This window comes from Pseudomonas sp. S2_A05 (genome assembly GCF_054668485.1).
Map to the genome: position 1 here is coordinate 1,466,875 of NZ_CP162775.1, position 12,224 is coordinate 1,479,098.

Consider the following 12,224-nt stretch of genomic DNA (forward strand, 5'->3'; position numbering starts at 1 on the left):
CCATGCACCTGCTCAGGACCCAGCCCGGCGGATTCGTCTCGGATGACAACATTGCCGACCTCGGACAAACCCCCGCCGAGCTGGTGATCCTGTGCAGCGGCGATTCCAGCCTGGCGCTGCTCGCGGAGGCTGCGCAGCAACTGCCCGATGACTATCCGAGCCTGCGTCTGGCCAACCCGATGCAGGTGCAGAATCATGCCTCGGTCGATCTGTATGTCGACGAAGTGCTGCGCCACGCCAAGGTCATTCTGATCTCCCTGCATGGCGGCATTGCCTATTGGCGCTACGGTGTCGAGCGGCTGGTCGAGTTGTCCGAACGCGGCGTGCAACTGATTCTGGTGCCCGGCGATGACCGCCCGGACCCCGAGCTCAGTGACTTGAGCACGGTCAGCGCCGACGTGCGCGATCGACTCTGGCAATTCCTGCGTCAGGGCGGCATGGGCAATGCGCTGGATTTCTTCCGTTGTCTGGGCGACCAATGGTTCGCCCGCGATTACCCGTGGAACGAGCCGCAAACCCTGCCGCGCACGGCGATTTATCACCCACAGAAAAACAGCGCTGCCCTGAGTGACTGGCAAGCCGAATGGCTGCCCGGTCAACCGGTGGCGGCGCTGTTGTTTTATCGCTCGCATTTGCAGGCGGCGAACACGGCGTTCATCGATGTGTTCTGTCAGCGTTTGCAGGCAGCCGGGCTCAATCCGCTGCCGATCGCGGTGGCCAGTCTGAAAGAACCCGGTTGCTTGTCGGTGGTCGAGGACTGGCTGGATGAAGTCGAGGCGGGGGTGATTCTCAACACCACCGGTTTTGCCCAATCGAGTCCCGAGGCGCCGCATCTGCGCCCGTTTCGCCGCAACATCCCGGTGATTCAAGCGATCTGCGCCCAGGACAACGAGCCCGGCTGGCGCGACAGCGAGCAGGGCCTCGGACCACGTGATCTGGCGATGCACATTGCGTTGCCGGAACTCGATGGACGCATCATCAGCCGACCGATCAGCTTCAAGGATCTGGCCTGGCGCAGCGAGCGCAGCCAGTCCGATGTGGTCTGCTATCGCGCTCAGCCCGAACGTATGGATTTCGTCGCCGAACTGGCGCGGCGCTGGGTCGCTTTGGCACGCGTGCCGAACGGCGAAAAACGTATCGCGCTGATCCTCGCCAACTACCCGACCCGCGACGGCCGCATTGGCAACGGTGTCGGCCTCGATACGCCAGCGGCGGCGCTGAACATCCTGCGCGCGTTGCGCGAAGAGGGTTATCCGGTCACGGCCGAGTTGCCCGACAGCGGCACCGAACTGATCCAGCAACTGCTCGGTGGTGTCAGCAACGACCTCGACAGTCTCGATCTGCGCCCGTGCCAGCAGAGCCTGGCGATGGACGATTACCTGGCAATGTTCAATGCGTTGCCGGAGGCGAATCGCGCCGCGGTACTCGAGCGCTGGGGATCGCCACACAACGATCCGATGTGTCGCGACGGTCGGCTGATGATTGCCGGTCTGCGTTTCGGTCTGACCTTTGTCGGCATCCAGCCGGCCCGCGGTTATCAGGTCGATCCGAGCGCGGTGTATCACGACCCGGATCTGGTCCCGCCGCACGGCTATCTGGCCTTCTATTTCTGGTTGCGCAACACCTACGGCGCCCACGGCGTGATCCACGTCGGCAAGCACGGCAATCTCGAATGGTTGCCGGGCAAAGGGGTTGGGCTGTCGGAAAACTGCTGGCCGGATGCGTTGCTCGGGCCGTTGCCGAATATCTATCCGTTTATCGTCAACGATCCGGGCGAGGGTGCCCAGGCCAAACGGCGCACGCAAGCGGTGATCATCGACCACTTGATGCCACCGCTGACCCGCGCCGAAACCTATGGGCCGCTGCGCAATCTGGAGTTGCTGGCCGACGAATATTACGAGGCGCAACTGCTCGATCCGCGCCGTGCCCGCGAGTTGCAGCGCGACATTCTGCAATTGGTGCGGGACACGCAGATCGACCGCGAGCTGCAACTGGATGCAGCGCTGGACAGCGATGCCGATGCGGCGATCTGGTTGCCGCGTCTCGACACTTATCTGTGCGATCTGAAGGAATCGCAGATTCGCGATGGGTTGCACATTTTTGGTGAATCGCCGAGCGGGCGCTTGCGTATCGACACCTTGCTGGCGTTGCTGCGCATCCCGCGCGGTGACGGTAAAGGCGCGCAGTCGAGCTTGTTGCGAGCGTTGGCCAAGGCGTTTGAGTTGGGCTTCGACCCCTTGGATTGTGCATTGGCCGATCCTTGGAATGGCCCGTGTCCGATCGAGTTGCAGGCCATCAGCGAAGAAGTCTGGCGCACCGCCGGCGACACCCGCGAACGCCTCGAACTCTTCGCCGCAGACCTGATCTTCCAAGCACTGAATGTCCCCTGTGGAGCGAGCCTGCTCGCGAAAGCGGTGCGTCAGGTAAATCATTGTTGAATCACACACCGAGTTCGCGAGCAGGCTCGCTCCCACAAGGGGCGGGTTGGGCTGAGGTTGATTCGATACTCGACCATCTGCGCGAAGTCGTCGCCCCGCGCCTCGACGCTTGCGGCCCCGCCGAAATGCGCGGTCTGCTCGACGCCCTCAGCGGTCGTTTCGTCCCGGCCGGCCCCAGCGGTGCGCCCAGCCGTGGCCGCCTCGACGTGCTGCCGACCGGGCGCAACTTCTATTCGGTGGACGTGCGCAATCTGCCGACCACCACCGCGTGGCGCATCGGATTCCAGTCGGCAACGCTGATTCTCGAACGACACCTGCAGGATCACGGCGATCACTTGCGCCACCTCGGCTTGTCCGTCTGGGGCACCGCAACCATGCGCACCGGCGGCGACGACATCGCTCAGGCCATGGCGTTGATGGGCGTGCGTCCGGTCTGGGCCACGGGCAGTCAGCGCGTGGATGATTTCGAGATTCTGCCGCTGAGCCTGCTCGATCGTCCGCGAGTCGATGTGACGCTGCGGGTTTCGGGGTTTTTCCGTGATGCGTTTGCCAATCTCATCCGCCTGTTCGACGCCGCCGTGCAAGCGGTGGCCGCACTGGACGAGCCGGATGACTTGAACCCACTCGCCGCCAAGGTGCGTGCCGAACGCGAGGCGTTAGTGCAATCGGGCGTCGATGAGGATACCGCGCGGCGTCAGGCCGGTTGGCGCATCTTCGGCGCGAAACCGGGGGCGTATGGCGCCGGTGTGCAAGGCGCTATCGACGGACGTCTGTGGCAGTCGCGCGAAGACCTCGCCGAGGTCTACCTGAACTGGGGCGCCTATGCTTACGGCGGTGCCGACGAGGGCACGGCCGCCCGTGCGCAATTCAGCCAGCGCCTGAGCCAGGTGCAAGCGGTGCTGCAAAACCAGGACAACCGCGAGCATGACCTGCTCGATTCCAACGATTACTACCAGTTCCAGGGCGGCATGCTCGCTGCGGTGGAAACGCTGCGTGGCGAAGCGGCGGCCAGTTATCACGGCGATCACAGCCAGCCGGATCTGCCGAAGATTCGTACCTTAAAGGAAGAATTGAACCGCGTGGTGCGCTCGCGCGCGGCGAATCCGAAGTGGATCGACGGAATCAAGCGTCACGGCTACAAAGGCGCGTTCGAACTGGCGGCGACGGTTGATAATCTGTTCGCCTTCGATGCGACGACGCAGTTGATCGACGACCATCAGTACGCGTTGCTGGCGGAGGCATATTTGCTCGATCCGGCGACCCGGGATTTTGTTCGTGAGCATAATCCCCATGCGCTGCGCGACATGACCGAACGCATGCTCGAAGCGCAGCAGCGCGGGATGTGGCAGGAGCCGGGGGCTTATAAAGAAGCGCTGGAGAATTTGCTGTTGGATATCGAGGAAGATATGTAGCCGCTAAAAAGCTACCCTCACCCCAGCCCTCTCCCGGAGGGGAGAAGTGGCCGATTTTTAGCGCTGTCGAAATTTGCGTCGACCCGATGCATCACGTCGACAGAACTCGAGAGGCCATCACGGTCTGTTCCCTCTCCCTCTGGGAGAGGCTAGGGTGAGGGCAACAACTGACACACCACAACGTCACGACCATCCACGACCACGAAAGAGAAACCCATGACCGACACCCCGCATTTCCCGCTCTCCGCCGTGGTCGGCGCCGATGACTTGAAGCTCGCCCTGTGCCTGACCGCCATCGACCCGAAAATCGGCGGCGTACTCATCGAAGGTCCGCGCGGCATGGCCAAGTCGACCCTCGGCCCGGGGCTTGGCGGATCTGCTCGCCAGCGGCCAATTCGTCACGTTGCCATTGGGCGCAACTGAAGAGCGCCTGGTCGGCACCCTCGATCTCGACGCTGCCCTGAGCGGCGGTCGCGCGCAGTTTTCGCCCGGGGTCCTGGCCAAGGCTGACGGTGGCGTGCTGTACGTCGATGAAGTCAATCTGCTGCCCGATCATCTGGTCGACCTGCTGCTCGATGTCGCCGCCAGCGGTACCAACCTGATCGAACGTGACGGCATCTCCCATCGGCATTCGGCGAAATTCGTTCTGATCGGCACCATGAACCCGGAAGAGGGCGAGCTGCGGCCGCAACTGCTTGACCGCTTCGGCTTGAACGTTGCCCTCAGCGGCCACACCGCGCCCGCCGAACGTGGACAGATCATTCGCCGGCGGCTGGATTTCGACAGCGATCCACAAGGGTTCTGCGCGCAGTGGGCGAGCGAGCAACACATCCTGCGTTCGCGCTGTGAAAGCGCCCGCGAGCGCTTGGCAGCCATCCCGCTGCATGATGCGGCATTGGCGTTGATTACCGAGCGTTGTTTCGCCGCCGGCGTCGATGGCTTGCGCGCTGATCTGGTCTGGTTGCGCGCGGCTCGCGCCCATGCGGCATGGCGTGGGGCCGATGCGATTGCTGAAGAGGATATCGACGCGGTGGCCGAATTTGCCCTGCGCCATCGCCGTCGCGAACAACCTTCATCCAGCGCCCAATCACAAGCGCAATCTCCGTCAGGCACAGACAGCAAATCCGGCGAAGGCCAGGGCCAGTGGGGCGAGATGCCGGCAACGGCGCAAGCCACCGGTGCCCGCCGCGAAGTTCCGAGCTGGCCGCCACAGGCAAAAAAGCCCTAGGCATTCGCCCCCGATCCGACGCGGGGGCGAATGCCAGACCCCGTGCCGGACAACTCGATAACGGTCGTCAGGGCCAACGCCAGAGCGCCAGCAGCGGTTCGGTGAACTGGCCGGGCACGCTGCTCAATGGCCTCCCTCAGCGTCGCGCTGATTTGCTGTTTCAACAGCGTACCCGTTCGCCCCATGAAGTCTGGCTGGTGATCGTCGACGCGTCGGCTTCGACCCGTCGCCATCAGGCCTTGAGCGATGCCAAGGGCCTGCTCGCGCAGTTGTTCGACGATGCTTACCGCCAGCGGGCGCGGCTGGCGTTGCTGACCGCCAGTGGTTCTGCGCCGAAATGGCAGGTGCAAGGCTTGAAGGCCTCAAGCGGCCTGAGCACCTGGCTCGCCGGCCTGGGCGCTGGTGGCGGCACGCCGTTGCTCGCGGCGCTGGAGCAGGCGCAGCAATGGCTGACGGTTAGACGCAAGCGCTTTCCCGCCGAACAGCAACGCTGTCTGATCGTGACCGATGGTCGCGTGAAAGAACTGTCGGCGTTGCCAGTGCTGGCGTGTCCGGGATTGCTGATCGACATCGAGCGCGGGCCGATTCGACTGGGCCGGGCGAAGGATCTGGCGACCGCGCTGCAAGCGCAGTATCAGCATATCGATGAGCTGGGTCCACGCTGAAATCCGCCGCACCGCTCGCACCCTGTGGGAGCGAGCCTGCTCGCGAAGGCTTTTTCGGCAACGCTGAAAATCTTCGGTTACATTGATTCATACAGATCTTGAAATGATTTACCGCTGTGGAGCGGACCAGTCGACCCTGTACGCTCGAAGGCCATTTTTCATTCAGGATCTACATGAACACCCTCTCGGAGCCTCCCAGTCAGCATTCTCCAGCGCAATATTGCGCGGTCTTGATCCATTCGCAGCATCCCGTCTTCCGACTCCCGACTATGGTTGATAACGCGGCCCTTGAGCCTTCGCGTTGCACTTCGCCGTGTCCGGCCGCCTGAATTCACTGTAGAGAGATCGAGACGTTTTATGGAATGGTTAGCGGATCCCACGGCCTGGTTAGGCCTGTTGACTCTGATCGTGCTGGAACTGGTACTGGGTATCGACAACCTGGTGTTCATCGCAATTCTTGCCGACAAACTGCCGCCGCATCAGCGTGATCGTGCGCGCATCATCGGCTTGTCGCTGGCGTTGATCATGCGTCTGGGCCTGTTGGCGAGCATTTCCTGGCTGGTTACGCTCACGCAGCCGTTGTTCGAGGTGTTCGACAAGAGCTTCTCCGGCCGCGACCTGATCATGCTGTTCGGTGGCGTGTTCCTGTTGTTCAAAGCGACGATGGAGTTGCATGAACGCCTCGAAGGCCACGTCGGCGAGCGCTCGACCAACACGACCTACGCGCTGTTCTGGCCGATCGTGGCGCAGATCGTGGTGCTCGACGCCGTGTTCTCGCTCGACGCGGTGATTACCGCCGTGGGCATGGTCGATGAACTGGCGGTGATGATGATCGCCGTGATCATTTCCATCGGCCTGATGATCGTCGCCAGCAAGCCGCTGACCCGGTTTGTCAACGCGCACCCGACCGTGATCATGCTGTGCCTGGGCTTCCTGATGATGATCGGTTTTGCCCTGACCGCCGAAGGTCTGGGCTTCCATATCCCGAAAGGTTATCTGTACGCGGCCATCGGTTTTTCGATCCTGATCGAAGTCTTCAACCAGATCGCCCGGGCGCGGCGCAAACGTTCGATGCAGGGCGTGCGGCCGATGCGTGAGCGCACGGCCCATGCGGTGATGCGTCTGCTCGGCGGGCGCAAACTGGCGGCGGAGGAGGTTGGCGAGGAAATCTCCGACCTGCTGGACAACGGTGAAGCGCCGGTGGCCGAGCTGTTCGACCGTCGTGAGCGGGTGATGATCAGCGGTGTGCTGCAATTGGCGGAGCGGCCGATTCGCAACCTGATGACGGTGCGCGCCGACGTTGACCTGATTGATCTTGCGGATGACGCCGAAACCATTCGCACGAATTTGATGCATTCGTCCTACTCGCGCTTGCCGTTGATTCGCGATGGCGCGGTGGACGAGCCGCTCGGCTTCGTACACAAGAAGGAATTGCTCAAGGAGTATCTGACCGGCAATGAGCCGAACCTTGAGCATCTGGCGCGCAAGACGATCAATCTGCTCGACAGTTATTCCATCCTCAATGCCCTGGAGCAGATGCGCGCGGCCTCGACCCACATCGCTTTCGTGGTCAACGAGTTTGGCGATTTCGTCGGCGTATTGACCATGACCGACATCCTCGAATCGATCGCTGGCGAACTACCCGATGCCAGCGAAATCGAAGGCCCGGACGTGGTCGAAGAGCGCGGCGGGTTTCTGGTCAGCGGCGCGCTGCCCTTGGCTCGCGTTCGCCAGCGTACCGGCTTCGATGCCGAGCCGACGGAGGACTATCAGACCATGGCCGGGTTGGTGATGAGTCTGCTGGATCGCTTGCCGATGACCGGCGATCAACTGGAATACGAGGGCTGGCAATTGACTGTCAAAGCGGTGGAAGAGCGGCGGGTGACGCGGGTGTTGCTGGAGCGCGCTGCCGCGTAATACTTGCGTTTTCTAAAAGCTGTGCCGGCCTCTTTGCGAGCAAGCTCGCTGCCACATTGCAACGCGGTCAATGTGGGAGCGAGCCTGCTCGCGAAGGCAATTTGGCAGGCACTCCATACCTCTGAGGAGGCTCGTTCAGTACATCCTCCGTAGGCGCCCATGTGGGACGGTACGCAAAGTACGAAGTGTCTGACGCAGCCAAGGCAGATCATGCTTCCGTTTACGCGCGGCAAAGGGGGCTTTGGTCTTGCCGATGTGCACGGCGAAATCCCGTGCGAGGGTTTCTTCAGTGCCGATACCTTTGAGCTTTTTCAGCAGCCTGCCGTTTTTATAGAACAGCACTGTTGGCGTGCCCGTGACATTCGGGTGCTTGGGCGATTGGCTGGTGTTGAGCATATAGATGTTGGCGCGCAGTCGGTAAGGCTCGGCAATCTGCCGAAAGATCGGCCCGGCCCATTCGCAGGCGGGGCAGTGTTCATTGGCGAAATAAAGAATGACCGGACGCCAGGTTTTCAGGGCTTTGCGGTAAACCGGGGCCAGCGCGGAAGTTGTGTTGGTGACGTTCATCGAAGGGTCCTTTTCAACGAGCGGATAGGTTGCTTGACGTTAAAGGAGTAGGCATGTCGGGGTCTACTGTCAGAAATTACAGGTGGACTGCGTAACCACGAGAAGTGCTGTCGTCACGGTGATAGCCGTCGCGAAACGGCAGGGTGGTGATGTCTACAGGCAGGCGCTAAAGCGCTGATACCGGGTTTTGCTCAACTGTCACCCTGATTCGCACCACAACGGCGCGATCTGACCCAAGTTGGGAACGCATTACCCCTTTCCTGGCTTTGTCAGGTGTTTCCTTCGCTCCTGGTCGGGCCAAACCCTTTGGTCCACGAAACATATCTTGTTGATTCCAAAAGCGTTCAACGCAGTTACAGATTTCGCGAGATTCCTGTGGCACACTTTCTGCTGTCTATTCCGTAGTAACAAACCGTGTTCCGGTATAGCGGAATAAACACAATTCTGGAGTGCTTGCCATGCGTCGCCATCCTTCGTTGTTCAAAGCGTGTGTTTTTGTCCTTGCGGCTTCTTCCTCGGTCATGGGTCTGGCCCAGGCGGCCGACAGCAAGCTCGACAGTGTTCTCGCCCGTGGCAAGTTGATCGTGGGCACCGGCAGCACCAATGCGCCGTGGCACTTTCAGGGCGCGGACGGCAAGTTGCAGGGTTTCGATATCGACATCGCCAGGATGGTGGCCAAGGGACTGTTCAACGACCCGAGTAAAGTCGAGTTCGTGGTGCAGTCGTCCGATGCGCGTATCCCCAACCTGCTGACCGACAAGGTCGACATGAGCTGCCAGTTCATCACCGTCACCGCGAGCCGCGCCCAGCAAGTGGCATTCACCCTGCCGTACTACCGTGAAGGCGTCGGCCTGCTGTTGCCGAATAACAGCAAGTACAAGGAAATCGAAGACCTGCAGGCGGCGGGCGATGACGTTACCGTTGCGGTGCTGCAGAACGTGTACGCCGAAGAATTGGTGCATCAGGCATTGCCCAAGGCCAAGGTCGATCAGTACGACAGCGTTGACCTGATGTATCAGGCAGTGAACTCTGGCCGTGCCGATGCCGCCGCAACCGACCAGTCCTCGGTCAAATACCTGATGGTGCAGAACCCGGGCCGCTACCGCAGCCCGAGCTATGCCTGGAGCCCGCAGACTTACGCCTGCGCAGTCAAACGTGGCGATCAGGACTGGCTGAACTTCGTCAACACCGCGCTGCATGAGGCCATGACCGGGGTTGAGTTCCCGACCTACGCCGCCTCCTTCAAGCAATGGTTCGGTGTCGATCTGCCGTCGCCCGCGATCGGTTTTCCAGTCGAATTCAAATGATCCCGTGAGAGTGGGGCGATTTCAGTCGCCCCGCTCAAGGTACTGCTGACCATGAATTATCAGTTGAACTTTGCCGCCGTGTGGCGCGATTTCGACACCTTGCTGGCAGGGCTCGGGCTGAGCTTGCAGCTGGCGCTGGTGTCGATCGCCATCGGCTGCGTGATCGGCCTGCTGATGGCGTTTGCCTTGCTCTCCAAACATCGCGCCTTGCGGGTGCTGGCCTCGGTGTACGTCACGGTGGTGCGCAACACGCCAATCCTGGTGTTGATTCTGTTGATCTACTTTGCGCTGCCCAGCCTTGGCATTCGTCTGGACAAGATTCCTTCGTTCATCATCACGCTGTCGCTGTATGCCGGCGCGTACCTGACCGAAGTCTTCCGTGGCGGCTTGTTGAGCATTCCCAAAGGCCAGCGCGAAGCCGGGCTGGCAATCGGTCTCGGTGAATGGCAGGTCAAGGCTTACGTCACCGTGCCGGTGATGCTGCGCAATGTGCTGCCGGCGCTGTCGAACAACTTCATTTCGCTGTTCAAGGACACCTCGCTGGCGGCTGCGATTGCGGTGCCGGAGCTGACCTATTACGCGCGCAAGATCAACGTCGAGAGCTACCGGGTGATCGAAACCTGGCTGGTGACCACGGCGTTGTATGTCGCTGCCTGTTACCTCATTGCCATGCTGCTGCGTTACCTCGAGCAGCGTCTGGCGATCCGCCGATAGGAGGCTGCGATGTACGAATCTCCCAGTTGGTTGCATGAATTGTGGGTCGCGCGCGAGCCGTTGTGGCAGGGCTTTCTGACCAGTGTGCAGGTCTCGGCGCTGGCCATTGTGTTGGGCACCATGCTCGGCGTGGTTGCCGGCCTGGTCCTGACTTACGGCAGATTCTGGATGCGCGCGCCGTTTCGGCTTTACGTCGATCTGATTCGCGGCACGCCGGTGTTTGTATTGGTGCTGGCCTGCTTTTATATGGCGCCGGCGCTCGGTTGGCAGATCAGCGCGTTTCAGGCCGGAGCCCTGGGCCTGACGCTGTTCTGCGGCTCGCACGTCGCCGAAATCGTGCGTGGCGCCCTGCAAGCCTTGCCGCGCGGGCAGATGGAGGCGGGGAAAGCCATCGGCCTGACGTTCTACCAATCCCTCGGCTACGTGCTGTTGCCTCAGGCGCTGCGGCAGATTTTGCCGACCTGGGTCAACTCGTCCACCGAAATCGTCAAGGCGTCGACCTTGCTCTCGGTGATCGGCGTTGCTGAATTGCTGCTCAGTACGCAACAGATCATCGCCCGGAACTTCATGACCCTGGAGTTCTACCTGTTCGCCGGTTTTCTGTTCTTCGTCATCAACTACGGCATCGAATTACTCGGCCGGCACATTGAAAAGCGGGTGGCCCTGCCATGACTCAAGCTCAAGTTGCTTCACAGGATCAGGCATTGCTGGACATTCGCGGCCTGCACAAACAGTACGGCACGGTGGAAGTGCTCAAGGGTGTCGACCTGAGCATGCAGCGCGGCAACGTCGTCACGCTGATCGGCTCCAGCGGTTCGGGCAAAACCACGCTGCTGCGTTGCGTGAACATGCTCGAAGAATTCCAGGGCGGGCAGATCCTGCTCGACGGCGAGTCCATTGGCTACGACGAGGTCAACGGTAAACGTGTGCGCCATGCGGAAAAGGTCATTGCCCGCCATCGTGCGATGACCGGCATGGCCTTCCAGCAATTCAACCTCTTCCCGCACCTGACCGCGTTGCAGAACGTCACCTTGGGCCTGCTCAAGGTGAAGAAAATGCACAAGGACGAAGCCGTGGTGCTTGCCGAAAAATGGCTGGAGCGCGTTGGCCTGCTGGAGCGGCGCAATCACTTTCCCGGTCAGGTGTCCGGCGGTCAGCAACAGCGCGTAGCGATTGCCCGAGCGATTGCGATGAACCCGAGCCTGATGCTCTTTGACGAAGTCACCTCAGCCCTCGACCCGGAACTGGTTGGCGAGGTGCTCAACGTGATCAAGGGGCTGGCCGAGGACGGCATGACCATGTTGTTGGTGACCCACGAAATGCGTTTCGCTTTCGAGGTCTCGGACAAGATCGTTTTCATGAATCAAGGGCGAATCGAAGAGCAGGGGCCTCCCAAGGAACTGTTCGAACGCCCGCAATCGCCGCGTCTGGCGGAATTTCTCAAAAGCACGCGGTTTTGAATCTGCACTTTTGCAATCAGGAGAAACACCCATGAGCATTACGCGTTACGGCACCGGCAGCACCGCCGCCGGCGGCCAGCCTCGTCCATTCGCCCGCGCTGTTGAAGCGGATGGTTGGCTGCATGTGTCCGGCCAGGTACCGGCGGTGGATGGCGAGATCATCGTCGGCGGCATCGTCGAACAGACCCACCAGACCATGAAGAACCTGATCGCCATTCTCGAAGAGGCTGGTTATGGCCTTGAGGACGTGGTTCGCGCCGGCGTATGGCTGGACGATCCACGGGATTTCAGCAGCTTCAACAAAGTCTTCGCCGAGTATTTCAAACCCGAACACGCCCCGGCGCGGGCCTGCGTGCAGGCGAGCATGATGGTTGATTGCAAGGTTGAGATCGACTGCATTGCCTACAAGAAGAAGGCCTGAAACAAGTGCAGCCCTCTTCGCGAGCAGGCTCGCTCCCACATTTGGAATGCGTTTTCCTGTGGGAGCGAGCCTGCTCGCGAAAGCGATGTAACAGG

Annotated in this window: 8 protein-coding genes and 2 pseudogenes; 9 read left to right on the forward strand and 1 reads right to left on the reverse strand. The window is 61.0% G+C overall.

What is annotated here, in order from left to right:
* Window positions 1-2 precede the first annotated feature (2 nt).
* The 4 genes and pseudogenes from cobN (at window position 3) to AB4O12_RS06715 (ending at window position 7,660) form a co-directional block, all read left to right on the forward strand.
* A pseudogene (cobN, locus tag AB4O12_RS06700) lies at window positions 3-3,850 on the forward strand (cobaltochelatase subunit CobN).
* Between the two features lie 216 nt (window positions 3,851-4,066).
* Window positions 4,067-5,078, forward strand: a pseudogene (locus AB4O12_RS06705) (ATP-binding protein).
* Window positions 5,051-5,743: a vWA domain-containing protein gene (locus tag AB4O12_RS06710; RefSeq protein WP_460062405.1), complete on the forward strand. Its 693-nt coding sequence runs from the start codon at window positions 5,051-5,053 to the stop codon at window positions 5,741-5,743. Before AB4O12_RS06705 ends, AB4O12_RS06710 begins: the two are co-directional and overlap by 28 nt.
* A 357-nt stretch (window positions 5,744-6,100) precedes the next feature.
* The gene (locus AB4O12_RS06715) at window positions 6,101-7,660 is read left to right on the forward strand and encodes a TerC family protein (protein WP_460060953.1); all 1,560 of its coding nucleotides are present in this window, start codon (window positions 6,101-6,103) and stop codon (window positions 7,658-7,660) included.
* Between the two features lie 135 nt (window positions 7,661-7,795).
* Here the strand turns inward: AB4O12_RS06715 and AB4O12_RS06720 are convergent, their stop codons facing one another.
* A complete protein-coding gene (locus AB4O12_RS06720) occupies window positions 7,796-8,227 on the reverse strand; it encodes a thioredoxin family protein (RefSeq protein ID WP_460060955.1) in 432 nt (143 codons plus the stop codon).
* 458 nt (window positions 8,228-8,685) lie between these two features.
* On the opposite strand from AB4O12_RS06720, the gene AB4O12_RS06725 reads away from it, so the two are divergent.
* The 5 genes from AB4O12_RS06725 to AB4O12_RS06745 are packed head-to-tail and all read left to right on the forward strand — an operon-like array spanning window position 8,686 to window position 12,129.
* Window positions 8,686-9,534: a transporter substrate-binding domain-containing protein gene (locus tag AB4O12_RS06725; protein WP_041478710.1), complete on the forward strand. Its 849-nt coding sequence runs from the start codon at window positions 8,686-8,688 to the stop codon at window positions 9,532-9,534.
* Between the two features lie 51 nt (window positions 9,535-9,585).
* Window positions 9,586-10,248 carry an amino acid ABC transporter permease gene (locus tag AB4O12_RS06730; RefSeq protein ID WP_460060958.1) on the forward strand — a complete coding sequence of 221 codons (663 nt, stop codon included), beginning with the start codon at window positions 9,586-9,588 and terminating at the stop codon, window positions 10,246-10,248.
* Between the two features lie 9 nt (window positions 10,249-10,257).
* Window positions 10,258-10,920, forward strand: coding sequence for an amino acid ABC transporter permease (locus tag AB4O12_RS06735; protein WP_016774495.1), 663 nt, complete (start codon window positions 10,258-10,260; stop codon window positions 10,918-10,920).
* On the forward strand, window positions 10,917-11,708 hold the full coding sequence (locus AB4O12_RS06740; RefSeq protein ID WP_460060961.1) for an amino acid ABC transporter ATP-binding protein: 792 nt from the start codon (window positions 10,917-10,919) through the stop codon (window positions 11,706-11,708). Before AB4O12_RS06735 ends, AB4O12_RS06740 begins: the two co-directional genes overlap by 4 nt.
* A 31-nt stretch (window positions 11,709-11,739) precedes the next feature.
* On the forward strand, window positions 11,740-12,129 hold the full coding sequence (locus tag AB4O12_RS06745) for a RidA family protein (RefSeq protein WP_016774497.1): 390 nt from the start codon (window positions 11,740-11,742) through the stop codon (window positions 12,127-12,129).
* The last annotated feature ends 95 nt before the right edge of the window (window positions 12,130-12,224 follow it).

Bases quoted from the DNA above. Each gene is read 5' to 3' on its own strand.
- AB4O12_RS06715 (WP_460060953.1), top strand. From the start codon at position 6,101: ATGGAATGGTTAGCGGATCCCACGGCCTGGTTAGGCCTGTTGACTCTG.
- AB4O12_RS06720 (WP_460060955.1), bottom strand. From the start codon at position 8,227: ATGAACGTCACCAACACAACTTCCGCGCTGGCCCCGGTTTACCGCAAA.
- AB4O12_RS06725 (WP_041478710.1), top strand. From the start codon at position 8,686: ATGCGTCGCCATCCTTCGTTGTTCAAAGCGTGTGTTTTTGTCCTTGCG.
- AB4O12_RS06730 (WP_460060958.1), top strand. From the start codon at position 9,586: ATGAATTATCAGTTGAACTTTGCCGCCGTGTGGCGCGATTTCGACACC.
- AB4O12_RS06735 (WP_016774495.1), top strand. From the start codon at position 10,258: ATGTACGAATCTCCCAGTTGGTTGCATGAATTGTGGGTCGCGCGCGAG.
- AB4O12_RS06740 (WP_460060961.1), top strand. From the start codon at position 10,917: ATGACTCAAGCTCAAGTTGCTTCACAGGATCAGGCATTGCTGGACATT.
- AB4O12_RS06745 (WP_016774497.1), top strand. From the start codon at position 11,740: ATGAGCATTACGCGTTACGGCACCGGCAGCACCGCCGCCGGCGGCCAG.